Origin of the sequence: Rubrivirga sp., from assembly GCF_965213695.1 — a bacterium.
GTDB lineage: Bacteria > Bacteroidota > Rhodothermia > Rhodothermales > Rubricoccaceae > Rubrivirga.
This window is the reverse complement of the sequence record NZ_OZ243912.1, coordinates 242,005-266,407: the sequence shown is the minus strand read 5'-3', so window position 1 is coordinate 266,407 and position 24,403 is coordinate 242,005. Positions and strand designations below refer to the sequence as shown.

The following is a 24,403-nucleotide window of genomic DNA, read 5'->3' as shown; positions in this document are numbered from 1 at the left end:
GGTATTGCTTTCAGCAGGGGTTCCGAACGTCGACCGTCTGGTAGGCCGTCTTGCTCCGGTTGCCGGTGTCGCTGACCTGAATTCGGAGCTGCATCCGGTAGATCCCGCAAGAGTTGACCGAGGCGTACGTCGACTGTGTTGTGCTGGTGTTCGTCCAGTACGACCAGTTACCGTTGCCAGAGTCCATCCGTTGGGACCACTGGTATGTGTACGGCGGCGTCCCTCCGTTGGGATACGAAGTGTATTGGGCGGACTCGTGGAGGTAGAGCGCTCCCGGTCCCGTCGTGTAGACGGTTAGCGCGGGCGGCGTGGGGGGAGGGTCATCACCGCACGGTCCGAGGACCGGGCACGCGCTCGCCACGGCCACTGGCGCCGCATCTGGCCCGACGGCATCGCAGCCAATGGTAGTGAACGTGAGGCCCAGGACGAGGGCGAAGAGGGAGGCGGGGCGCAGCGTCATGAGAGGGGTGGGGGAGTGAGGTTTATTCGACTCCCCGCTCGCCCTCTGGTCTCGTCTTCGCGCACCACTTTGTGTGGCGACGTTGCACTACGCCGGCCATATCTGCCATTGCTGCGCCGGTGGGTTTTTCGGACCGAAACGGGCGCCCTCCTGAGGAAGAGCGCCCGCGTTGAGTCGATGGGAGCCGGACGGCGATCCGAGGCCTAGTTGTAGCCCGGGTTCTGCTGGAGCAGGCCGTCCGAGGCGTCGATCTGGGTCTGCGGGATCGGGAACAAGACGCGGTAGGGCAGGCTCGGGCCGTTCTTAAATGACCAGTCGCGCGAGGTGAACACGCCGTAGCGAATCAGGTCCTGGCGACGGCGGGCCTCTTGGGTCAGCTCGAAGAGCCGCTCGTTCAGGATGTCGTCGAGCGAGACGCTCGTCAGGAGCTCCGGCCCGTCGTCGTCGTCGTCCTCGCCGACCCCGCCGCTTCGGAGACGAGCGCGGAGCGCGTTGACGTCGGCGAGCGCGGCGCCCTGGTTACCCAGGCGGAGGTTGGCCTCGGCCCGGATCAGGTACATCTCGGCCAGGCGGAAGTAGGGGTAGTCGTTCCCGTGGTTGCCGTTGACCTGGTCGTCGTCGACGGTGAACTTGTTCAACCGAACGCCGTCGCCCTCGGACGCCCCGCCGCCGGCCTGCGTGACGCCGTTCGGGAAGTCGACAGTGAAGACGAGCGGTGGCGCTCCTTCACACTCGCCCGTGTCAGGGTTGTAGTTCCCCGGGCGCTGGCAGATCGGCTGGCCCGTGTTGTAGTTGATGGCCTGGCCGACGGCGAAGATGCCGCGGCGGGGGTCGTCCTCGTCGAAAGCGCCGTAGGTCTCCGCGATCGTCGAGAACCCGTTCCAGCCACCGCCCGCGAACGAGTTGTAGTGGAACGTCCGGTGCGGGAAGCTCATCCCGTAGCCCTGCTCGGCCAGGTGCTGGACCACGAAGATGTGCTCCGGGTTGGCCTGGTTGTCCGGCGTGAACTGCTCGAACCAGGCGTCGACGCCCTGATTGAGCGAGTACGGCCCGTTGATCACGCGCGTCGCCGCGTCGATGGCCTTCTGGTACTCGGGCGTGGCGCGCTGGAGGCCGCTCGTCGTGACCGTCCCGTTGAACACCTCGGCGTTGAGGTAGATGTTGGCCAGCATCGCGTCCACGGCGCCCTGCGACATGCGACCCCCGTTGCCCGCGCCCGCCACCGGGAGGTCACCGCGGACCGCTTCGAGCTCGCTCGTGACGAAGGCGTACACCGTCTGGCGCGTCTCGGTCGGCGGCAGGTTCTCCGGGTCGACGCGGAACTCGCCCTCCTCGTCGCCGATGATCGGGACGTTGCCGAAAAAGTCGAGGAGCGTGTAGTAGTAGAACGCCCGGAGCGCGCGGATCTCCGCGATCAGGCCGGACTTGTTGGGCACGTCGATTGTCTCGAGGTCGCTGAGCAGGCTGTTCGCCCGGGCGATGCCCGCGTACGACACGTTCCAGGCCCCGTTCACGTTCGGGTGCTGGGGCGTCCAGCTGTGCTGGTGAAGTGCGAGCCAGTCGCCGCCGTCGAACCAGTCCCGACCCCGGGTCGGGACGATGACCTCGTCGGACGTCACCTCGCTCATGTTGTGGTACTCCCACAACGTGGCCCGGAGCTGGGAGTAGACCGGCGACAGAGCCGCGATGACCTCGGTGTCGGTCCGGTAGAAGTTCTCGGGCGTGACCGAGCTGAACGGGTCGACCGAGAGGTCGGTACAGGCCGCCAGCCCGAGGGCCGGCGCGAGCAGGGCCGCGAGGAGGGCCACCCGGGTTCTAGTAAAGAGTCGATTCATGGCTTTGGGGGGGCGGGGCCGGCCCCAGAGAGCCGGCCCCGGTGAGGGTAGAACCAGGGGTTAGAGGCCGAGGTTGACGCCGACCGTGAACGTCCGCGCCTTCGGGTACGGGAGGTAGTCCACGCCGACCGACGTGATCCCGGCGTTCGAGGCGTCCGAGTTGACCTCGGGGTCGAGGCCTGTGTAAGGCGTCAAGACGAACAGGTTGTTCCCTGTCACGAACACGCGCGTGTTCTGGACCTGCGGCAGGATCCCGCCCAGGCGGTACTCCAGCGTGAGTTGGTCGAGCCGGAAGAACGAGGCGTCCTCGATGTAGCGCGACGAGTACACGCCGGAGGCGTCGAGGGGCTCGTTGCCGTAGAACTCACTGCCCAGGTCGATGAAGTTCCGGCTGCTGGCCACGCCGCGCGTGCCGTAGATCAGGGCCGTGTTGTTGAACAACTCGCGGCCTTGCTCGCCCCGGAAGAACGCCCGGATGCCGAAGTCGCCGACGGTCCCGTTCAGGCGGATGCCGTACGTGAAGTCCGGCCGTGGGCTCCCAATCTTGACGCGGTCGTCGTCCTTCGGCGCGGTCGTCTCGCCGATCCGCTCGCGGTCGAGCGGGCCCGCTGGCGTGTCCGGGTCCCCGTCGATGTCGGTCACCTGGTAGTCGGCGTACATCGCTTGCCCGGCGTCGTTGAAGCCGAGGAACTCGAACCCGTAGAAGATCGGGAACTCCTCGCCCGGCGTGAGCAGGAGCGCGTTCACGTTCGACTGGCCCTCGCCCGAGACGCGCCCGGTGAAGAGCTGCTGGGCGCCGCCCAGGTCCAGGACCTCGTTCTGGTTCGTGTTGAACGTCAGGCCCAGCGTGAACGAGGCCGCGTCGTTCTCGAACAGGAGCGCGTCGAGGGCCACGTCGACGCCCGTGTTCCGGAGCGAGCCGACGTTCTGGACCTGGCTCGCGACCACCGACGCCAGGACGGGCACGTTGAGCAAGAGGTCGTTCGTCGTGTTCCGGTAGAACTCGACCGAGCCGTAGAGCCGGTCGCTCAGGAGCCGGTAGTCCAGGCCGACCGTGACCTCCTCCTTCTCCTCCCACTGCAAGTCCGGGTTCGCGAGCTGGGTCGGGGCGTAGCCCGGGACGATGATCCCGTTGAGGATCGCCGAGTTGGCCGGGTTGGCGCCCAGCAGCGGGAGGTAGAGGTAGTCCCCGATGGCCTGGTTGCCCACGACGCCGTAGCCGGCCCGCAGGCGGAGGTCGGTGACCGCCGTCCCGCCGTCGAAGAACGGCTCCTCCGTGATCCGCCACGCGGCCGAGAACGCCGGGAAGAGCGCGTAGCGGTTGTCCTCCGAGAACCGCGACGACCCGTCGTAGCGGAGCGAGCCGGTGAGGTAGTACCGCTCGGCGAAGTTGTAGTTGACGCGGCTGAAGAACGACGCCAGCAGGTTCTCACCCCGGTACGAGAAGGTCCCCGGCCCGGCGTTGTTGCCGTCGATCACGTTCGTCCCGGACTGGAGCAGGTTGTCCTCGGTAAAGTCGGTGACGAAGCTGGTCGCCTGGACCGACGTCTCGCTCACGTTGAACTGCTGGTACTCGTAGCCGCCGAGCACGTTGACGTTGCTCTGGCCGAAGTCGGTCCCGTAGGTGAGGTAGGTCGAGAGCGTGGCCGAGGTCCGCTCCAGTGACCGGCGGTACGCCGAGCCGCCGTTCGTCGTCGACGTCACGAACTCCTCGCCGATCGGGCTCTGGCCCGAGATGTACGACCGGCGCGTGCCGACCGAGCGGTCGCCGCCGACGTTGAGCGAGCCGGTCAGGCCCTCGATGACCTCGACCTCGGCCGAGATGTTGCCGAGCGTGCGGACGGTCCGGGCCGTCTCGTCGACCTGCTCCAGGAGCGCGACCGGGTTCCGGAACGAGCGCTGGCCCGGAACCTCGTAGAACCCGTCGACGGCCGAGTCGAGGGTGATCGGGTTGACGGGCCGGTACTGGATGGCGTTCTGGAACAGGCCGCCCTCGAAGCCGCCCGTGTCGTTGATCGGGGCGAAGTCGTCGTCGGTCAGCGCGCTCGTCAGGTTGAGGCCCAACCGGAAACGGTTGTCGAAAAACTGGTTGTTCGCGTTGAGCCGGGCCGTCACGCGCTCCAACCCGGTCGAGGTCACGATCCCGTCCTGGTTGAGGTAGCTCAGGCTGGCCCGGTACTGCGAGTTGCCGGTGCCGCCGCCGAACGAGAGGTTGTGCGACTGGGACGGGGCCGTCCGGAAGATCTCGCCGATGAAGTCGGTGTTGATCGCGTTCGGGTCGAGGCCGAAGCCCGGGCTCCCCACGTCGTCTACCCCGAGGGCGTCCGCGTTGTCGCGGACGAACTGGCGGTAGTCGTCGGCCGAGAGCACGTCGTAGGTGTCGGAGGCCTGGGAGACCGAGAACGTCCCCTCGTAGTCGACCGAGACGCGGCCCGCGGCCCCGTCCTTCGTCGTGATCAGGACGACGCCGTTGGCGCCGCGCGAGCCGTAGATGGCCGTCGCGCTCGCGTCCTTGAGGACGGAGATCGACTCGATGTCGTTCGGGTTGAGCAACGTGAGCGGGTTCCGGGCCGGCCCGTTCGAGGTCTGGCCCGCGCCGCCCGGCGTCACGTTGTCGTTCGAGATCGGGATCCCGTCGATGACGTAGAGCGGCTCGTTCGAGGCCGTGATCGACGTGCCGCCGCGGATCCGGACGGACACGTTGGCGCCGGGCTCGCCCGACGCCTCGATCACGTTGACGCCGGCCACGCGGCCCTCGAGGAAGTCGGTCGGGGCCGTGACCAGGCCCTGGTTCGCGTCGTCGATGTCGACGGTCGCGACCGACGCCGTGACGTCGCCGCGGCGCTGGGTCCCGTAGCCGACCACCACGACGTCGTCCAGGATGTTCGAGTCCTCTTCGAGGCGGACGTCGATGACCGACCGGTTGCCGACGGTGATCTCCTGTTCGATGTAGCCGAGGAACCGGTACACCAGGACTGACTCGGGCCCGTCGACGTCGATCGAGTACTCGCCGTCGATGTTGGTCGCCGCGCCGCGCGTGGTGCCCTGGATGACGACGTTAACGAAGGGCAAAGGATCGCCGGAGGTGGCGTCGACAACCGTGCCGGTCACTGTCTGCGCGAGGGCGGCCGGGGCCGCGCCGAGAGCGAACAGGAGGACGGCCAGCCCGAGGAGGGTAGCGTTCCGACTCATCTGTGTGTGGGTGTGTGTGTGGGTCCGCCCGACGCGCGCCCCGTCCCGTGGACTCTTTGGAAGCGCTATCGGTCGAGAACATGGTAAGGTCCGCACCCCGTCTGTGCAAACGCTTACACGGCCCCCCTTGCCCCCTCAGTGCCGATTTCAGGGCCTACCCGGGGCACTCCCCCATGCCCTCCCCGGCCGAGAGCGCCTCAGGACCCGCTGTCCGTCTCTTCCACGTCCGGCCGGATCGTCGTGATGAGGACCACGCCGTTGGCCCCGCGCGACCCGTACATCGCGGTGTCGCTCGCGTTCTTGAGCACCCGGATGGACTGGACGTCCCGGGGGTTGAGCCCCTGGAGCGCCCCGTCGGTCCCGAGCGGGATCGGGAGCCCGTCGATGACGAACAGGGGGTCGGCGTTGCTCTGCCCGAACGACTCGGCCCCGCGGATCCGGATGACCAGGTCGCCGCCGACCTCCCGGACCTGGACGCCGGCCATCTGCCCCCGCAGCATGTCCTCGATCCGCTGGAGGTCCCGCCGCTGGAGGTCCTCCCCCTCCAAGACGTTGGGGTCGCTGGCCTCGCGGACCCCGTTGCCCGACCCGCACCCGGTGGCGATCACGACGGCGAGGACGAGGACGGAGCGCATGGCGACGGCGGAGGGTTTGGGGGGAAGGTGGACCATCGCCGGCCGCCGCGCAAGGGCAACGGCCCTCCGCTACAGGGCGAGCGCATGCTAAACCCAGACCCCCCGCTTTCCGGCCGGTCGCTGCGCTCCCAGGCTCTGAACGCTGTCCCCCTCGTCGAGGGGGACAGTCTGAGCGCCTGCTGAGCGAAGCGATAGGCGCTCGGACGGGGGGTTCGGGCCGGAGATTTAGCATGCGCTCTCCCGGCGCGCTACCGCAGCGGCACCACGACCTCGCGGCGGACGTAGCCCGACCGGCCGGGCTCGCCCTCGAACTCGACGAGGAGCGTGTACGGCGGCCCGGCGAACGGACGCTCGGGCCCCCCGACCGGGCCCGGCACCACGGCGGCGGCTTCGAGATACGACACGCCTGGCACGCGGAGGTCGCCGATCCGCCGGTCCGTGTGAACGTCGAACGCGGCCGTCGTCCCGGCCCGGCCCTCGACCACGAGCCGGAGCGACGCCTCCGAGGCCGTCGAGCGCAGGACGCGCGGCTGCTGGCTCGTGGCGCCGGGCTCGGCCGGCTCCTGGCGGAGCGCCACGTCGGTCCCAGCGCGGGCCAGCTCGAACACGACCGAGACGCCGGACGCGCCGGCCACTCGGACCGTCGGCCGCTGGACGTCGCCTTGGCGGACGGTCTCGACCGCGACCTCCTCCCCGTTCACCGTCGCCCGGCGGACGACGGCGTCGAGCGGCAACGCGGGCGCCACCTCGACCGCCTGCCCCGTCAGCCCGTCGAGCCGGACGGTCACGCTCGCGGCGTCGCGGCCGACCGACAGGCCGACGGTCTCCTGCCCCACCGGCGCGTTGCGAACCTCGACGAACGGCCAGTCCGCCGGCAGGCTCGGCGCGACGCGGAGGGTCCGCCCGGCGTCCGTGACCTCGATTCCGAGCATCCCGCGGACGAGCGGCGTGGCCACCATCGCCTCGGACCAGATCTGGTGGTGGCTCGACCGCCCGAACGCCGTGTTGTAGTCGCCCGACAAGAGCTCGGTGACGTAGCCGAGCGCGTCCTGGCGCGTCAGCAGCGCGTTCGCGTAGAGCGCTTGGGCGCCGACGTGGGGCCGGCCGTAGCGGTAGGCGCCCATGCTCGTCCAGCCCGTGAAGAGGGCCCAGACCGAGCCGTTGTGGTAGCTCAGCGGGTCGTACAGGTCGCTCTCTTTGTCCAAGAGCCGGGCGCCCCAGTCGGTCGCGATGCCGGCCGAGCCGAACGCGGTGATGGCCTGCTGCGCGCGGTCGTCCTCCAACAGATTCCACCACAGTGGGACGCCCTGCAACGCCGTGTTCTCGCGGAGGACCGTCAGGTCGCCCAGGTCGCGGTTGCTGGCCGAGAGGAAGCCCGTGTTGTCCCGCAGGTCGGCGTTGGTCAGTGGGCCCGTCCGCTCGGACAGCGTGGGCGCGCCGGGGAACGCCGTGCCGAAGGCGTAGAAGCCGTCGGCGTCGTGCCAGTAGGTGGCCTCCGTCGCCGCGAGCGTGGCGTCGGCGCGAGCCCCCGCCGTCGTGGCGAGGGCGTCGTCGCCGAGCGCGTCGGCGAGGTCGGCCACGTCCCGAGCGGCCTGGATGAACAGCGCCTGCTGGTACAGCTCCTCATGCGGTGGGTACAGCTCGCCGCCCTCGACCCAGCCGTGCCCGACGCCCGTGTTCTCGACGAGCCCGTTGCCGTCGGTGTCGGTCGCCGCCGAGAACGCGAACGCCCGCTGGGCCGTCTCCCAGTGCTCGCGGACGAAGCCGAGGTCGCCCGACTGGCGCCAATAGTCGGCGAGGACGATGGGGAACAGCGGCGTCGCGTCGGCCGACGCCCACGGGTACGGGTAGTCCTCGAACCAGTCGATAAAAGCGGCGGACTGGCTGATCTCGTGGGGGATCTTGCCGTCGGCCCGCTGGAACTGGGCCAAGAAGGCGAGCGCGTCGCGCGTCGTCTGGAGGTCGCCGACGGCCGTCGTGGCGAGGGCCGTCCACAGGGCGTCGCGGCCGAAGAACCACGCGAACCCGGGCCGCTCCGAGTTGCCCGACGTCCGGTAGCCGGCGACGAGCCCGGTGCCGAGGTCGGGGTTGGTGGCGACGCCCTTGTCCATGCCCACCTTGGCCCAGGCGAACGCCTCGTCGAGTCTGGGGTCCGGCGTCGTGACCTGCATGGTCTCGTCGAGCCGGCGGTAGTGGGCGACCGTCGCTTGGAACTGTTCGGGGACGGTCGCCAGCAGCCGGTCGTAGACGGCCTCGGCGTCGGCCCGCCCGGTCGTGCTGCCGGTGACGACGATGGGGACGAGGTAGTCTCTCGCCACCTCGGGCGTGACTCGCATCTCGAACCGGCTCGGCACGTCCTGGGGCTCCTCCTGGTACGGCTGGACCGACACGTCGACCGCCAGCGGCGAGCCGATCATTCCATAAAACCGCTGGGTCTCCTCGCCGGTGAAGTAGCGGCGGTGCTCGGCGTCGAACCCGACGAAACCGGTCATCAGCCCGGCCGGCCACATCAGGCCGAGGTCGGGCCGGAACGCTAGCGAGATGGTCAGCGGCCGGAGCGCGTCGACGTCGAGGAGCATCACGATCCCAGGCTCGTCGATGGGCGCCAGGATCGTCTGGCGGACGGTGAACGCGGGGTGCGTGTAGACGAGCGTCGTGGCCTCGGGCCGCACCTCGATCCGGCGCATGATCGCGAGCCCGTCCGAGGGCACCGGGTAGTTCTCCAGGTTGAACGTCAGGCGGGCGTCCTCCAGGATCTTGAGCGGGTACACCCAGGCCTCGAACGGCCGGTTCTCGTAGCCGAACACGGCCGCGCGCCGGCCGACGACGTCGAAGAACGAGCCGGTCGTGGTGGTCCGCTCGAGCAGCGGGCCGCTTTGGGGGAACGCGAACCGGGGGACGAGCCCGTCGGTGGGCTGGGCGTGGGCGGCAGTCACGAGGAGGGCGAGGGCAAGGGCGCGCATGGGTCGGGCGGAGAGGCCCTCGAATCTATCCCGCGCGCTGCGGGACCGAGACGGGCGGGGCGTGTAGCTTTCCGCATGGCCCTCGACCTCCCCGAGATCCGCCGCCGCTTGGCCGACGCCCGGCCCGCGCTGGCGCGCCGCTACCCCATCCGGTCGCTCGCCGTGTTCGGGTCGTTTGCCCGCGGGGAGGCCCGACCGGATAGCGACGTCGACGTGCTGGTCGAGTTCTCCGGCCCCATCGGCTGGGAGATCGCTGACTTGGCGGAGGAGCTCGACGCCCTCCTCGGCCGCACGGTCGACCTCGTGCCTCGCGGGGCGCTCGACGACCGCCACTTCGCGGCCGTCGAGCCCGACCTTGTCGCCATCTAGCCGTGGCCGACCGGACTGACCGGCTCCGCGTCGAGGACATGCGCCAAGCCGTGGGCCGCGCGCTGACCTACGTCGAGGGCAAAACCGAAGCCGACCTCGCCGCCGACACGCTCACGCTCGACGCGGTCGTCCGCAACCTCTCGGTCCTGGGGGAAGCTGCGCACCACGTGTCCCCTCCGACTCGCGCGCTGGCAGTGGAGATCGAGTGGGACCGCATCGTCCGGTCGCGCCACATCGTCGTCCACGGCTATTTTGGGGTCGACCTCGGCATCGTCTGGCGGATCCTTACGGTTCACCTGCCTCCGCTGCGCGACGACCTGGACCGCCTCCTGGCTCTCCTGGACGCGACGTCGTAGCCTCCACCGGTTACGACGTGCGGGTCGAGGTCTCCGGCCCCGTCGGGTGGGACGTCACCGTACGACCGCGCCGGCCCACGGCCCGAGCGCCAGCCGCTCCCCGGCCTCGACCCCTTCGTCGCTACGCGCGGTCGCCAGCCGGACGGTCGCTCCGCGGAACGGCTCCGGGACGTCCACCTCGACGGTCCCGTCGCCGACGTGGAGCAGCACGAGCGTGTCGCCGCCGCGCCGAAACGCGAGCACGTCGTCCGGCACGCCGTCGAGCGGCCGGTAGTCGCCGGACTGGAGCGACGCCGAGCCGCCTCGGACCGCAAGGGCGCGGCGGTAGAACGCCAGGGGCGAGTCCGGGTCGGCCGCCTCCGTGGCCACGTTGACGGTCGCGTGGTCAGGGTGGAGCGGGAGCCAGAACGCGGACGGGTCGGCGTCGGAGAAGCCGGCGCCGGGCGAGGCGTCCCAGGCCATCGGCGTGCGGCAGCCGTCTCGGCTTAGCTCCATAAGGCCGCTGCGGAACGCCCACGGGTCCTTCCGCTGATCGAGGGGGACGTCGACCTCCTCCACGCCCAGCTCGTCGCCGTAGTAGAGCGTCGGCGCGCCGCGCAGCGTGAGCAGCAGCATCCCCGCCAGCCGGACCGACTCCGGCCCCAAGCGCGTCGCCAGCCGCCGCTCGTCGTGGTTGCCGAGCACGTAGTTGGGCCACGCGCCGTCGGGCAGCACGCCCTCGACGGCGTCGACGTGGGCGCGGACGGCGCGGGCCGTCCACGGGGTCGCCAGGAGGCCGAAGTTGAACGGCATGTGGAGCCCGCTCAGCGACCCGTCGGCGGTCGGCGTGCCGTAGTAGCCGGCCCAGCGTTCGAGGTCGGCGAAGTCGTGGATCTCGCCGATGGTCACCCGGTCCTGGTCGTCGAAGGTGTCGACGGTCTGACGGATGCGGGCGAACATCGTGTGGACGTCCGAGTGCCCCTTGTCGTGGACGTGGAGCTGGGAGTCGTACGCGCCCATCGACTTGTGGAAGCTGCCGACGGCCTGGGCGGGCGGGTTGTCGCGGAGGTCGGGGTCCTTCGCGATCAGGTGGGCCACGTCGATCCGGAAGCCGTCGACGCCGCGCGCCATCCAGAACCGCAGCGTGTCGAGCATCTCGGCCTCGACCTCGGGGTTGCGCCAGTTGAGGTCGGGCTGCTCGGTCAGGAACGAGTGGAGGTAGTACTGGCCGGTGGGCTCGTCGAAGGTCCAGGCCGGCCCGCCGAAGTGGCTCAGCCAGTTGTTGGGAGGGCCGCCGCCGGGGGCCGGGTCGCGCCAGACGTACCAGTCGCGCCGGGGGCGGTCGCGCGACGACCGCGCCTCCTGGAACCACACGTGCTGGTCCGACGAGTGGTTCGGCACGAAGTCGACGACAAGCTTGAGGCCGAGCCCGTGCGCGGTCTGGGCCAGCCGGTCGAAGTCGGCGAGCGTCCCGTAGGGCGGGTCGACGTCGCGGTAGTCGCTCACGTCGTAGCCGAAGTCCGCTTGCGGGGACGGGTAGAACGGGCTCAGCCAAACGGCGCCGACGCCGAGGTCGGCGAGGTACGGCAGCCGCGCCGTGATGCCGGGGAGGTCGCCCAGGCCGTCGGCGTTCGAGTCCTGGAACGAGCGGGGGTAGATCTGGTAGACGACGGCCGTCTGCCACCACGGTCGGTCGGTCGGCATGGCGTGGGGGAGGGGTCCCGGGGGGAAGGCCTCGGCCCGAGCGGAGGTTCCGCCCGTCCCTACCGCGCCCTCGACAGGGAGGCGTCGGAGGTCGCCCAGTGGACGGCCCAGGGCCGGTCGTCCGCGCCGACGAGGGCGGCGGCGGCCTCGGGCGCGAGGGGCCGGGCGAACAGGTGGCCCTGGCCGTAGGTGGCCCCCATCGCGCGGAGCGCGGCGAGCTGGGCGACCGTCTCGATCCCCTCGGCCACGACCGCCGCGTCGAGGGCCTGCCCCATCCGGACGACGGCCAGCACGAGCTGGGCGCTCCGCACGTCGGCGTCCATCTCGGCCACGAAGGCCCGGTCCACCTTGACGGTGTCGATGGGGAGCGCGTGGAGCGTCGAGAGCGACGAGTAGCCCGTCCCGAAGTCGTCGACGCAGAAGCGGACGCCGAGCGCGCGCAAGCGGTGGAGCTCGGCGGCGACGGCCTCGGGGTCGTCCACGAGCAGGGTCTCGGTGATCTCCAGGCCGAGCCGGCGCGGCGCCGACCGGTGCGCCAGGAGCGCGTCGTCGACGGCGGCGAGGTACGCTTGCTGGAGCAGGCCGGGCCCGGTGCAGTTGACCGTCAGCAGGAGCCCGGGGTCGGCCGGCCACGCGGCCGTCTGGCGCGTGACCTCGGCCAGGACCCAGCGGTCGATCTCGGCCACCTGCCCGCTCTCCTCGGCCGCGCCGATGAAGGCGTCGGGCGCGAGCAGGCCCAGCTCGGGGTGGGCCCAGCGGACGAGCGCCTCGAACCCGGCCAGGCGCCCGTCGGCCAGGTCCACGATGGGCTGGTAGACCACCCGGAGCTCGTCGCGCTCGGCGACGTGCTGGAGGTCCATCTCGAGCCGCATCCGCTGCGACGTCTCGTCGTGGCTCGAGGCGCTGAACGTGGCCTGGCCGCCCCGCCCGGCCGCCTTCACGCCGTACATGGCGAGGTCGGCCTCGCGCAGGACGGCGTCGGGCGAGGCGTGGTCGGCCCGGCCCGTCACGACGCCGATCGAGGCACCCACCGTGAGGTCCCGGCCGTCGATGCGGACCGGGGCCGTGAGCGCCGTCTGGATGCGGGCGGCGACCTCCTCGGCGTGGCCCGGGTGGGGCGTCGCCGAGAGGAGGACGGCGAACTCGTCGCCGCCCAACCGGGCGACCGTGTCGTCGGGCCGGAGGACGGCCTGGAGGCGCGCGGCGACCTCCTGGAGCAGGCGGTCGCCGGCCGAGTGCCCCAGGCTGTCGTTGACCACCTTGAACCGGTCGAGGTCGATGAACAGGACGGCGAAGGCGCCGTCGGACGTGGCCTGGGCGACGGCCACCTCGAGCCGCGAGGCGAAGAGGGCCCGGTTGGGCAGGCCCGTCAGGTCGTCGTGGTGGGCCCGGTGGTACAGCACGCGCTCGGCCTCGTACCGCTCGGTGACGTCGCTGACGGTCCCGATGACGGCGGGCCGGCCCTCGTGCTCGGCGCGGACGCCCGACAGGTCCAGCCGGATCACCCGGCCGTCGCGGCGGCGCCCGCGCGCCTCGTAGGTGAGCGCGTCGACCTCGCCGTCGAGCCGGCGCCGGAGGTTCTCGCGCGCCATCGCCCGGTCGTCCTCGTGCAGGATCGTGGTCACCTCCATCCCCGTCATCTCGTCCTGGGCGTAGCCGAAGATCTCGGCCATGCGCGGGTTGACGTAGGCGAACCGCCCGTCCTGCATGACGGCCGTGCCCACGACCGAGTGCTCGACGAGGGCCCGGAAGCGGGCCTCGGCCGTCCGCGCGGCCGTCACGTCGCGCGAGACGCCGACGACGCCGGCCACCTCGCCCTCGGGCCCGAGCAGCGGCGCCTTCGTCGTGAGCAGCCAGCCGCCGTCGAGCGCGCGCTCCTCGCGGTTCTCGACCGGCACGCCCGTCCGGACGACGGCGAGGTCGTCGGCGAGGGCGGCGGCGGCGAGCGGGGCGGCCTCGGTGCCGGCGGCGACCTCGGCGTCGGTCCGGCCGGTCGCCTCGGACGGGTCGCGGAAGCCGAGGGCCCGGGCGCTGGCGAGGTTGCGGAGCGTGGCCCGGCCCTGGGTGTCCTTGACGTAGATGTGGTCCGGGATCGTGTCGATCACGGTCCGCAGGAGGCGCCCCTGCGCCGAGGCCTCGTCCATGGACCGAGCGACGCTCCGGATGACGGGCCGGAACACGCCCCAGCCGACGAGCCCGAGCACGCCCCACATCCCGAGGAGCAGCCCGGCGACGCCCCGCTGGAGCCGGCGCACGTCGCGGGCCGTGCCGGCGCTGAGCGCGAACACGGCGCGGTCCATCCGGGGCAGGAACTCGCGCTCGGCCGCGAGCACGCGCGCGAGGGCCGCGTCGGCGCGGGCCGCGTCGCCGGCGTCGACGGCCCGGCGCAGGGCGACCACGGCGGCCGTCGCCTCGCGGACGAGGGGCGAGAGCGCTCGCAGCCGTTCTCGCACGAGCGGGTCGGCGACGCGGGGGACGCCCAGCCGGGCGTCGCCGTCGAGGAGCGCCCGGTGGCCGCGGGCCCAGGCCTCCAGGTCGGCGTCGAGCTCGGCGTCGAGCGCCGCGGCGTCGCCCGCGCCGTGGCGGAGGAGCAGGGCCGTCTTCGCCGTCCGCTGGCTCAGCATCCGCTGCCGGCCGGCCACGTTGACCTCCTGCCCGTCGGCGACGCGCTGCTGGAGCGTGACCAGCGCCAGCGCCGCCGCCGACGCCACCAGCAGCGCGATCACGCCGAGCGCGAGCGCGGCGCGGCGCGTCAGGCGACGACGGACGGAGGACGGGACGTGGGGCATCGGGGGCCGGGGGGCCTCGGGTATCGGGCGCCCTTGCGTCGACTCAACCCCCTCCGCCTCGACGTCGAGGAGGGGCCCCGCTTCCGCGCCCGTCACGCGGACACGGCACGCCGTGTCCCTACGATCCCGAACCGACCGTCTCGGATCGGCCCGCACCGACGCTGAATGGCCGGCGTGCTGACCCGCTGCGCGAGCGCTACCGGTACCCCTGCGCCTGGAGCTCGAACAGCTCGGCGTAGCGCCGGCCGTTCGCCAGGAGCTCGCGGTGCGTCCCGACCTCCTCGACCCGGCCCCGATCGAGCACCAGGATCCGGTCGGCCATGCGGACCGTCGAGAACCGGTGCGAGATGAGCACGGCCGCCTATCTCAAGCCATGCCCGGGCGGCGGCACATGGTCGGGGCACTCGTACACGACCGTCACGCCATGTCCCGTCAGCGCTTCGTCGTGCTCGCGCCAGTCTGAGTCCGTGGCGTTGTGAATCGGGGGCCGGGCAGGGTGGGCAAGGGCAACGGCTACGAACTTCCGGTCGGACGGATCGAAGCCCGCCACGTCGGCGGCGTCCGGATACTCCTCCCATCCCCTCCTCCGGTGAGGGGTGATTGCGACGCGCGTGCAGCGACCGTCCGTGTACTCGTTCGACAGCGCCCATTTCAGGAAGGCGTCACCGACGCCGGGCTGCCCAGCTTCGCTTGCATTCTGGCGGTACTCACGAAGGATCTCGAACCGGTCATCGAGAGCGAGCACGCCGCAGCTCTGGATGTCACGGAGCAGCCGGGTGCACGCGAGCACGCACGCCGGGCCGTACGTCTCGCCCGTGCCGTCGTTGGCGACGTGGAGAACGTTCGTGTCGACGAGGCGGATCACACGCCGTCCCCGGCCGCGGCCAGCTTCCGTGTCATGGCCGCCTCAGTCATCGCGCTGAGCTCTCCGAGTTCGTCGCCGAAGAAGTTCTCCGGCCAGTTCCGAATGGCACCGAACATGTCGATGTTGAGTGCCCGAATTGATGAGGCACCCCCCTTGGGCTCTACGAAGTAGAGCGCGACGTCGCCGCTGGCCGCCTTCTCCTCGGCGATACGCCGCTGAAGACGACGGAGGAGGTGTTCGCTATGGCTTTCTAGAACGATCTGCACACCCCGACGTTTGATCGCGTCGAGGAACACGTCGGCTAGACCTGCCTGCACGCGGGGGTGCAGATGGATCTCGGGCTGCTCGAAGATGAGCGTGGAACCGACCGGGGCGTAGAAGCAGAGGACGAGGACTGGGAGCACCTGCGACACTCCGAACCCGACGTCGGTGATGAGCACCCAGGGCGAGTCCCTCGTCGTTTTGACACGGACCTCGTAGAGCTTCCGCCCCTCCGCGATCTGCCGCAGTTCGAAGGCGTGGACGATGCCCAGCTCCCTCAGCCACCACGCCACGTGCTCCTCGATCGTCCGGAGACGGGCTCTGGTCTTGGGTTGAATGACGGGGCCTTCCTCGCGGGAAGCGAGCAGCGCAGCGACGGCGAGTTCGCCTCGAGGACCCACGTCCTGGGGACGCTCGCCGGCCCAAGTGTACTCGCGGCCGGGATACTCACGGAGGGGCCCGAGATACAGCGTCTTCTGCATTTGCGTCTCGAAAGCCAGTGCCAAGTCAAGTAGGAACCCTACGTTTTGGTAGTACGCCGTGGCTGCGTCGGGAAACCCGTAGCTCTTGACCGGCGCCGGAAGCTGCCATCCCCGCCCCGGCGTTCGGACCGCCTCGTAGCCGTCGTGGATCAACTTGTACTCGACGGCCCGATACTTTGGCTCCACGCGTTCCATTCCGAATGCATACTCGCCAAACCGGTACACGAACTGCTCGACTCGAATCGAATTCTCCCCACCGTGGACGTCTGCTTCGAGGGTCAGCTGCTCTGGACGAGCGACGACTTGCCCCGCTTCCAACAGCGTGTTTCGGATTTCCAGGGGCCCGTCCGGACGCCACGCCAGCTCAAAGCGAAGCGTACCCGGGAGGTCATGCCCGTGGATCACGTCGGCCAGCGTGCCGAGATCAACGTAGGTGTCTTTGCTCCCGGTGTGGAGCACACGCGAGCGGTCTTGGCTTTCCGCCGTCTGCTTCAGCATAAGGATGAACTGAAGCAAGCTGGTCTTGCCCGACGAGTTCGTTCCGAACACGCCCGTCAGCTTGCCAATCCGGACCTCGCCCGTGTCCTCCCACGACTTGAAGCGCTGGATGCGAAGCGTCTCGTACATGGGTCCGGGCAGGAGGGAAGAGAATGGTGAAGATAGGCGGACTCCCGCCCTCCCCGGCTCATCTTACCGGTACCCCTGCGCTTGGAGCTCGAACAGCTCGGCGTAGCGCCGGCCGTTCGCCAGCAGCTCGCGGTGCGTCCCGACCTCCTCGACCCGCCCCCGCTCGAGCACCAGGATCCGGTCGGCCATGCGGACCGTCGAGAACCGGTGCGAGATGAGCACGGCCGTCTTGCCCTCGGTCAGGTCCTTGAACCGCTCGAACACTTGGTACTCGGCGCGGGCGTCGAGGGCCGCCGTCGGCTCGTCCAAGATCAGGAGCTGGGCGTCGCGCATGTAGGCCCGGCCGAGCGCCACCTTCTGCCACTGGCCGCCCGAGAGCTCGGTGCCCGTTTTGAAGCGCCGGCCCAGCGTCTGGTCGTAGCCCCCCGGCAGCGACGCGATGACGGCATCCGCCAGGGACCGCTGGGCGGCCGTCTCGATGCGCGGCCGGTCCTCGCGCTCGGCGATCCGCCCGACGGCGATGTTCTCGGACGCCGTGAGGTGGTACCGGACGAAGTCCTGGAAGATGACGCCGACGGCCGCGCGGAGGTCGTCCAGGTCGTAGTCCCGCAGGTCTTGGCCGTCCAACAGGATGCGGCCCTCGTCGGGGTCGTAGAGACGCGCGAGCAGCTTGACGAGCGTCGTCTTGCCCGCCCCGTTCTCGCCGACGAGCGCCAGCGCCTCGCCGGCCCGGAGCTCGAACGACAGGTGCCGGACGGCCCAGTGGTCGGAGCCGGGGTAGCGGAACCCGACGTCCTCGAACCGGAACCCCTCGCGGATGGGCTCGGGCACCGGGCGCGCGCCCGGCCGGGACACGACGGTCGGCTCGATGTCGAAGAACGAGAACAGGTCGGCGAGGTAGAGGGCCTGGCCGCTGACGGTCGAGAACGTCTGGAGCATCCCCTCCAACAGGCCCCGCATCCGCCCGAACGAGCCGGCCAGGAACGTGAGGTCGCCGATGGAGAAGGCGCCCGCGGCCGTCCGGTACACGATGAAGGCGTAGGCCACGTAGTAGCCCAGGCTCCCGACGGTCGAGAGCGCGCCGCCCCACGACGCCCGGCGGACGGCCAGCGTCTGGTTGGCCCGGTAGTAGGCGTCGGCCAACGTTCGGTAGCGCTCGGCGAGGTAGTCGTTGAGCCCGAACACCTTGACCTCCTTGGCCGTCTCGTCGCTCGCGCCGACGTAGCGGAGGTAGTCGAGCTCGCGGCGCTCGGGCGTCCACGAGTACGCCAGCGAGTAGCTCTGGGCGTTGAAGTGGGCCTCGCCCAGGAACGCCGGCACGAGCGCCACGACGAGCAGCAGCAGCAGCGACGGCGCGTAGGCCGCCAGCCCGACCGCCAGCGTGGCGACGGTGACCACGTCCTGGGCCTGGCCCAAGATCTGGCTGAGGAGTGTGATCCGGCCGGTCGTCTGGCGCCGCGCCCGTTCGAGGTGGTCGTAGAAGTCGGCGTCCTCGAAGTGGGCCAGGTCGAGGGCCGCCGCGTGCCGCATCAGGCGGACCGACGTCTCGTTCGTGAACAGGTCGCCGAGGAGCGAGTCCACGAGGGCCGTCGCCCGGCCGAGCAGCTCGGACACGACGGCGAGCCCGAGCTCGGCCGCGATGAGCCACGCCAGCGGTTCCAGCGGGCCGCCCCACGCGGCCAGCCCGTCGAGCGCCGGCGGCGCGCCCGCCAGCCGGACCACCTCGTCCACGATCAGCTTGCCGACGTAGAGCATCGACACCGGCACGAGGGACCGGACCAACCGGAGCGCCAGGCTGGTCAGGAACAGCGGCGGGCTCGTCTGCCACACCAGCCGGAACAGCGGGGGCACGTTGCGGAGCGCCCCGATCCGCTCGCGGACCGAGAGGTCGGCGGTGCCGGAGGATCCGCCGCCCTGTGCCCGTCGTGCGGCCCGGCGGTCGCCCCGGGCGCCCTGTGAGTTCATCGACATGGCCGGTGGCACGCTACCCCGCGCGCCGGGTTCGGCGCTCCGGGTGATCCGTCTGCACCAGGCGGAGAGCGGGGCGCGCAGCTAGCCTGAGGCCATGCGCCTCGTCCTCGCCGTGCTGTTCCTCGTCCCCTCCGTCACGGCCCAGTCGGCTCGCGTGGTGATTCCACTGGACGGGCGCCCGGTCCGCGCGAGCCTCGACGCCCGCGCCGTGGCCGAGATCGGCGCCGTCGTGCTGACGGGCGTCGGCCACCTCGCGGCATCGCGGGCCGGCGTCTCGACCCTGTACGTGCCGGTCGTGGTCGTCGGGTGGGGCGGCTACGTCGGCGCGCGGGCGGCGACGGAACCCGGCTTCTTGGCCGAGCTGGGGCTGACGGGCGAGCATCTCGGCCGGGCGACGCGCGACACGGCGCTCCTCTCGGCGGGCGCCGCGCTGGCGATGGGCGCCTACGGGCTGGCGAACGGGTCGCTCCGCGCCGAGCCGTCTCTCATCCCGCCGCTGCTGCTCTACCCCGTGTGGGGGCTCACGCAACAGCTCCTGGTGCAGGGCTTCGTCACGCGCCACCTCGACGCGGCCGGTCTGCCCGCCGTCGCCGTCGTCCCGGTGTCGGCGGCCACGTTCGGGTCGGTCCACCTGCCGAACCTCCCGCTCGCAGCGGCGACGACGGCGCTCGGCGGCGCGTTCGCCGGGCTCTACCTGAGGGACCAGAACGTGTGGCCGCTGGGCGTGGCGCACGGCGCGCTGGGGACGCTGTTCTACGTCTGGGTCCTCGACCGCGACCCGTGGGCCGAGTTCACCGGGCGCGCTGCGGATTCCGCCAGCGCCGCGCGGGCGGAGTAGGTTCGGGCGTCCACCCTTGCCCTCATGCTCGACCTCCTCATCGTCCTCGGGTTCGTCGTCTACGCCGTCGGGTCCGGCCTGGCGGCGCGGAAGAAGGCCTCGGAGGGGCTCGGCGAGTACTTCCTCGCGGGCAAGACGCTGGGCGGCTGGCGGGCCGGGTTCTCGATGGCGGCCACCCAGTTCGCCGCCGACACGCCGCTCCTGGTGATGGGGCTCGTGGCGACGGGCGGCGTGTTCCTGCTGTGGCGGCTGTGGATCTACGGGATCGCGTTCCTGCTCATGGCCTTCGTGTTCGCCGTCGGCTGGCGGCGGTCGGGCGTGCTGACCGACGCCCAGCTCACCGAGGTCCGGTACTCCGGCCGGGGCGTGCTCGCGCTCCGCGTGCTGAAGTCGCTGTACTACGGGACGCTCATCAACTGCGTCGTGATGGCGTTCGTCCTGGTGGCCGCCATGCGGATCGCCGAGGTGTTCCTGCCGTGGCACCTGTGGGCGCCGGCGCTCCACGGCCTGTTCGTGGGGTTGGTCGAGGCGACCGGGCTCGCGTCCGTGCTCGGGACGACGGCGACGGGCCTGGCGCCGGCCGTGGCCGCGGCCAACAACCTGCTGTCGATCCTGCTCATCGTCGGGTTCACGGCCCTCTACTCGACGACGGGCGGGCTCCGGGCCGTCGTCGCGACCGACGTCGTCCAGTTCTGGCTGGCCATGATCGGGACGGCCATCTACGCGGTCGTCGTCGTCAACGAGGCGGGCGGGCTCGGGGGGCTGACCGAGCGGGTGACCGAGATCTACGGCGACCTCCGCGCGAGCCAGTTGCTGAGCTTCTCGGCGCCCGACACGAGCTGGGGCGTCCTCGGCCCGTTCCTGACCATCGTCGGGTTGCAGTGGTTTTTCCAGATGAACTCGGACGGGACGGGCTACCTCGCCCAGCGGTCGATGGCCTGCAAGTCCGACCGCGACGCCCGACTGGCTGGCGTCGTGTTCGCGTGGGCCCAGGTGGTCGCGCGGAGCCTGATCTGGCTCGTGATCGCCGTCGGCCTGCTCGTCGTCTACCCGTTCGGCGCCGGCGACGCGAGCGCCGAGGGGTTCGTGGCCGGCCGCGAGATCCTGTTCGTCACCGGCATCGCCGACTTCTTGCCGCCGGGCGCGCGCGGGCTGATGCTGGTGGGCCTGCTGGCGGCGCTGGCGAGCACCATCGACACGCACCTCAACTGGGGCGCGAGCTACTGGTCGAACGACCTCTACGGCCGGTTCTGGGCCGAGCACGTCAAGGGCCGCGAGGCCACGAGCCGCGAGCTGGTCACGGTCGCCCGGATCTCGAACGTGCTCCTGCTGGTGCTCGCCCTCGCCATCATGGCCAACCTGGGCTCGATCCAGGAGGGGTGGACGACGTCGCTCCTGCTCGGCGCCGGCATGGGCTCGGTCCTGGTGCTGCGGTGGCTGTGGGAGCGGATCAACCTGTGGAGCGAGCTGGCCGCCATCGCCACGTCGCTCGTCGTGGCGCCGGTCCTTCTGTTCGGGCTCGACCTCTCGGACGCACCCGACGAGGACGCGCTCCGGCTCGCGATCATGGCCGCGCTCTCGACGCTGGCCGCCGTCGGCGTCACGTTCGTCACGCCGCCGACCGACGAGGCGACGCGCGTCGCGTTCTACCGGCGCGTCCGCCCGTTCGGGTTCTGGCGCCAGACGGCGCTCGCGGCCGGCGACGACCCGGCGCGCGGGCCGCGCCAGCTCGGCAACCGCCTGGCGCTGACGGCCACCACGGCGGCCTCGCTGTTCCTGGTGCTCGTCGGCGCCGGCCGGCTCCTGATCCCCGGACCCGACGCCTCGACGCTGATGTCGGTCGTGTATCTGGTCGCCGGGCTCGCGCTCGTCCCGGTCTGGGCGCGGTGGGGGTTCGGGCCGGGCGCGCTCGCCGAGGACGTGCCCGACGCCGTCGGCGACGAGATCGTGACGGTCTCGGCCCGGCACGAGGCCGCCGAGCACGCCGTCCGGTGACGGCCCGCCGCTGGCGCCGACGGCGGGCACCCGTCGCGGGCTCCGCTATGGACCGACGTCGAGGAGGGTGACCTCGAAGATCAGCGTCGCGTTCGGCGGGATGCCGGGCGGCGGGTCGGCGCCGTAGCCGTCCTCCGGCGGCACAAGCAGCGTCTTCGACTCGCCGACGTGCATCCCCGCGATCCCGGTCTGGAACCCGGGGATCACCCGCTCCAGGTTGAACGTGGCCCGCTCGTTCTGGTCGAACACCTCGCCGGTCTCGAGCCGCCCCTTGTAGGCGACGGTGACCGTGCTGGTCGGCTCGGCGACAACGGTCGTGTCGACTGCGACCTCGGCGCCGGCGTCGCGGGTGCTGGGGTCGTCGGCCGGCTCGCAGGCGGCGAGGGCGAGGAGGAGCACAAGCGGGGCAGCGCGCATGGGGAGGGGGTGGGAGCCGCGCCGAACCTAGCGACGTCGCCCGCCGGTCGTTTCTTGCGGTCCGCCAACTCCGCCACCGATGTCTCCGATCCCGCTCGCGGGGCGCCTCTTCGCCCTCGCCCTTTTCCTCCCGCTGACGCCGCTCGCCCAGACCGTCGACCGCGTCGAGCCGGCGTTCTGGTGGGCCGGGATGGTCCACGACGAGCTCCAGGTGATGCTCCACGGCGACGACGTCGGCCGGGCGCGCGTGACGATGGCCCCGCACGCCGGCGTCACGCTCGACCGCGTGGTGGCCGTCGACAGCCCGAACTACCTGTTCCTCGAGCTGACCGTCGGCGACGCCGCACCGGGCACGCTCCGGTTCACCCTCGACGGGCCGGACGGCTCGACGGCGCTCGACTACGACCTCCGCCAGCGGACGCGCGCGCTGGGCTCGTACGCCCAGGGCTTTTCGAGCGAGGACGTGATCTACTTGCTGATGCCGGACCGCTTCGCGAACGGCAACGAGGCGAACGACACGATCGCTGGCCTGCTCGAAGCGGCCGACCGCTCGAACCCCAACGGCCGCCACGGCGGCGACTTCGCCGGGCTCCGCGACCGGCTCGGCTACCTCGACGACCTCGGCATGACGGCCGTCTGGCTCACGCCCATCTTCGAGAACGACATGACGCCCGCGTACGGGGCCTACCACGGCTACGCGGCGACCGACATGTACGCGACCGACCCCCGCTTCGGGACAATGGACGAGTTCGTCGGCTTGGTCGACGCCGCCCACGGGCGCGGCATGAAGGTCATCATGGACATGATCCACAACCACATCGGCGACCAGCACCCGTGGATGGACGACCTCCCGACGCCGGACTGGGTCCACGACTGGGCCGAGGTCGGCCAGACGAACTACACGGGCCAGGCCGCCATCGACCCGTACGCCTCCCACGCCGACCGCCGCCAGTTGGTCGACGGGTGGTTCGTGGCCGAGATGCCGGACCTCAACCAGGAGAACCCGCTGCTCGCCCAGTACCTGGTCCAGAACACGGTTTGGTGGATCGAGCACACCGGCGTCGACGGGATCCGGATGGACACCTACCTCTACCCGGACAAGGACTACATGGCGCGCTGGGCCGCGCACGTGATGACCGAGTACCCGACGTTCAACATCGTCGGCGAGAGCTGGGTGACGAGCGTGCCCCACGAGGCGTACTGGCAGGACGGGTTCCGCGCCCACCCCGACGGCTACCGCTCCCACCTACCGTCGGTCACCGACTTCCCGCTCGCGTTCGCGATGCGCGAGGCGCCCGGCGGCGACCTGTTCCGGGTCTACGACACGCTGGCGCAGGACCACGTGTACCCGGACCCGAACGCGATGGTCACGTTCTTCGACAACCACGACCTCAGCCGCGCCTTCGGCCAGGACCTCGACGCGCTCCGGCTCGGGCTCGCGCTCCAGCTCACCACGCGCGGGATCCCCCAGATTTACTACGGGACCGAGGTCGCGCTGCCGAACGGGCCGCAGACCGGCGGCGACGGCTACAAGCGGCTCGACATGCCTGGCGGGTGGCCCGGCGACCCGCGCTCCGTCTTCGACGCCGACGACCGGACGGCGACCGAGCAGGCCGCGTTCGACTTTACGCGCGCGCTGGCGACCTGGCGCCGGACGGCGACCGTCGTCCACCACGGCCGCCTGACGCAGTTCATCCCCCGCGACGACGTCTACGTCTTCTTCCGCTGGGACGCGGGCGACACGGTCATGGTCGTCCTCAACGCGGCCGACGAGCCCCGCGCGCTGGACCTCGCCCGGTTCCAAGAGCGGGTCCTCGACCACACGGCGGCCCGCGACGTGGTGACGGGCGAGACCCACCGCCTGGGGGAGACGCTGGCAGTACCGGCGAAGGGGGTGATGGTGTTGGAGCTGGCGCGGTAGCGGCGGGGGGAAAGGGCCGCGCTAGAGGAACTCGACCCGTCCGGCCATCTCGTCGGCGCCGACCGTTCGCACGAGCCGGACGAGACCACGAACGAGGTCGCCGACTGCCGTGCCTTGCCGGGCGTAGACGACGCCCGAGTGGTCGACACCCGCGGCAGCGAGCCGGAGGAAGTCGGTGTCCTGGCTGAACACGACACGCCCGTCGCGGTGTGCCCTCGCGAGGTGGGCCTCGTCGGAATCCCCGAGCGCGTCCATCTCGACGACCGTCGCGACATCGACGCCCCGGCGCCGGAGCCCGTCCACCACCGCTCGGGCCACGTGCCCGTCGGCGTAGTAGCGAATCACGCGCGCGACCCGGAGCGGAGGCTCTCTGCGAACGCCGCATCCGCCTCCGCCCGAGCGTCCACGTCGGAGCGGTGGTCGTAGTAGTACGCCAAGGCCGCGTGGACGTCGCCGAGCGAGAGGCCGTACGCGGTCGCGATCTCGTCGACGCTCAGGCCCTGGCGCTCGTGCCAGTCGGCCACGTTCTGGACCGTGATCCGGTGGCCCGCGATCCGGGGACGGCCGCCGCAGATGCCGGGCGTGACGTCGATGTGCCGGTCGAGGACAGTCATGGGTGGGGGAGTCGTCGCGGGGTGGTAACGCGAGGCCGCACCGGCGGGTCCCCACGCCCTCACGGGCAAGGCGGTCCGCCTGGCGGTGCCGGCGAAGGGCGCGATGGTGCTGGAGCTGGCGCGGTAGCGG

General features: G+C 71.1%; 19 protein-coding genes. 5 read left to right on the top strand and 14 right to left on the bottom strand.

Features of this window, described 5'->3' with window-relative positions; translation table 11 throughout:
* Positions 1–10: 10 nt before the first annotated feature.
* The 5 genes from ACOOHE_RS01185 to ACOOHE_RS01165 form a co-directional block, all read right to left on the bottom strand.
* Positions 11–187 (bottom strand): hypothetical protein, encoded by a 177-nt coding sequence (locus ACOOHE_RS01185; RefSeq protein WP_420455971.1) that lies wholly within the window; start codon positions 185–187, stop codon positions 11–13.
* A 476-nt stretch (positions 188–663) separates the two neighbouring features.
* Entirely contained in the window at positions 664–2,295 is a 1,632-nt protein-coding gene (locus ACOOHE_RS01180) for a RagB/SusD family nutrient uptake outer membrane protein (protein WP_420455970.1), read from the bottom strand.
* 60 nt (positions 2,296–2,355) lie between these two features.
* A complete protein-coding gene (locus ACOOHE_RS01175) occupies positions 2,356–5,487 on the bottom strand; it encodes a SusC/RagA family TonB-linked outer membrane protein (RefSeq protein WP_420455969.1) in 3,132 nt (1,043 codons plus the stop codon).
* 197 nt (positions 5,488–5,684) lie between these two features.
* Positions 5,685–6,122, bottom strand: coding sequence for a TonB-dependent receptor plug domain-containing protein (locus ACOOHE_RS01170; RefSeq protein WP_420455968.1), 438 nt, complete (start codon positions 6,120–6,122; stop codon positions 5,685–5,687).
* A gap of 248 nt (positions 6,123–6,370) precedes the next feature.
* Entirely contained in the window at positions 6,371–9,085 is a 2,715-nt protein-coding gene (locus ACOOHE_RS01165) for an amylo-alpha-1,6-glucosidase (RefSeq protein ID WP_420455967.1), read from the bottom strand.
* Between the two features lie 75 nt (positions 9,086–9,160).
* Here ACOOHE_RS01165 and ACOOHE_RS01160 point away from each other — a divergent pair, with 75 nt between their 5' ends.
* Positions 9,161–9,454, top strand: a complete 294-nt coding sequence (locus ACOOHE_RS01160; RefSeq protein WP_420455966.1) for a nucleotidyltransferase family protein — start codon at positions 9,161–9,163, stop codon at positions 9,452–9,454.
* Positions 9,455–9,456: 2 nt separating this feature from the next.
* Positions 9,457–9,810 carry a DUF86 domain-containing protein gene (locus ACOOHE_RS01155; protein WP_420455965.1) on the top strand — a complete coding sequence of 118 codons (354 nt, stop codon included), beginning with the start codon at positions 9,457–9,459 and terminating at the stop codon, positions 9,808–9,810.
* Positions 9,811–9,864: 54 nt separating this feature from the next.
* On the opposite strand, the gene ACOOHE_RS01150 is transcribed toward ACOOHE_RS01155, so the two are convergent.
* The 6 genes from ACOOHE_RS01150 to ACOOHE_RS01125 all read right to left on the bottom strand — a co-directional run bounded on the left by ACOOHE_RS01150 (position 9,865) and on the right by ACOOHE_RS01125 (position 18,482).
* On the bottom strand, positions 9,865–11,493 hold the full coding sequence (locus tag ACOOHE_RS01150) for an alpha-amylase family glycosyl hydrolase (protein WP_420455964.1): 1,629 nt from the start codon (positions 11,491–11,493) through the stop codon (positions 9,865–9,867).
* A gap of 59 nt (positions 11,494–11,552) precedes the next feature.
* Complete coding sequence (locus ACOOHE_RS01145; protein WP_420455963.1) at positions 11,553–14,282, bottom strand: EAL domain-containing protein; 2,730 nt, start codon at positions 14,280–14,282, stop codon at positions 11,553–11,555.
* Positions 14,283–14,478: 196 nt separating this feature from the next.
* Positions 14,479–14,637 carry a hypothetical protein gene (locus ACOOHE_RS01140; protein ID WP_420455962.1) on the bottom strand — a complete coding sequence of 53 codons (159 nt, stop codon included), beginning with the start codon at positions 14,635–14,637 and terminating at the stop codon, positions 14,479–14,481.
* Positions 14,638–14,643: 6 nt separating this feature from the next.
* Complete coding sequence (locus ACOOHE_RS01135; protein WP_420455961.1) at positions 14,644–15,147, bottom strand: hypothetical protein; 504 nt, start codon at positions 15,145–15,147, stop codon at positions 14,644–14,646.
* Complete coding sequence (locus ACOOHE_RS01130) at positions 15,144–16,517, bottom strand: DUF3696 domain-containing protein (RefSeq protein ID WP_420455960.1); 1,374 nt, start codon at positions 16,515–16,517, stop codon at positions 15,144–15,146. The genes ACOOHE_RS01135 and ACOOHE_RS01130 overlap by 4 nt, the downstream gene beginning before the upstream one ends.
* Before the next feature lie 63 nt (positions 16,518–16,580).
* Positions 16,581–18,482 (bottom strand): ABC transporter ATP-binding protein, encoded by a 1,902-nt coding sequence (locus ACOOHE_RS01125; protein ID WP_420457592.1) that lies wholly within the window; start codon positions 18,480–18,482, stop codon positions 16,581–16,583.
* Between the two features lie 100 nt (positions 18,483–18,582).
* Here ACOOHE_RS01125 and ACOOHE_RS01120 point away from each other — a divergent pair, with 100 nt between their 5' ends.
* Complete coding sequence (locus ACOOHE_RS01120) at positions 18,583–19,326, top strand: type II CAAX prenyl endopeptidase Rce1 family protein (protein WP_420455959.1); 744 nt, start codon at positions 18,583–18,585, stop codon at positions 19,324–19,326.
* A 24-nt stretch (positions 19,327–19,350) separates the two neighbouring features.
* Complete coding sequence (locus ACOOHE_RS01115) at positions 19,351–21,321, top strand: sodium:solute symporter family protein (RefSeq protein ID WP_420455958.1); 1,971 nt, start codon at positions 19,351–19,353, stop codon at positions 21,319–21,321.
* Positions 21,322–21,366: 45 nt separating this feature from the next.
* On the opposite strand, the gene ACOOHE_RS01110 is transcribed toward ACOOHE_RS01115, so the two are convergent.
* Positions 21,367–21,738 (bottom strand): FKBP-type peptidyl-prolyl cis-trans isomerase, encoded by a 372-nt coding sequence (locus ACOOHE_RS01110; RefSeq protein WP_420455957.1) that lies wholly within the window; start codon positions 21,736–21,738, stop codon positions 21,367–21,369.
* A 79-nt stretch (positions 21,739–21,817) separates the two neighbouring features.
* Here ACOOHE_RS01110 and ACOOHE_RS01105 point away from each other — a divergent pair, with 79 nt between their 5' ends.
* Complete coding sequence (locus tag ACOOHE_RS01105; RefSeq protein WP_420455956.1) at positions 21,818–23,659, top strand: glycoside hydrolase family 13 protein; 1,842 nt, start codon at positions 21,818–21,820, stop codon at positions 23,657–23,659.
* 21 nt (positions 23,660–23,680) lie between these two features.
* Here the strand turns inward: ACOOHE_RS01105 and ACOOHE_RS01100 are convergent, their stop codons facing one another.
* Complete coding sequence (locus tag ACOOHE_RS01100) at positions 23,681–24,004, bottom strand: DUF5615 family PIN-like protein (RefSeq protein ID WP_420455955.1); 324 nt, start codon at positions 24,002–24,004, stop codon at positions 23,681–23,683.
* Positions 24,001–24,273, bottom strand: a complete 273-nt coding sequence (locus ACOOHE_RS01095; protein ID WP_420455954.1) for a DUF433 domain-containing protein — start codon at positions 24,271–24,273, stop codon at positions 24,001–24,003. Before ACOOHE_RS01095 ends, ACOOHE_RS01100 begins: the two co-directional genes overlap by 4 nt.
* Positions 24,274–24,403: the final 130 nt, after the last annotated feature.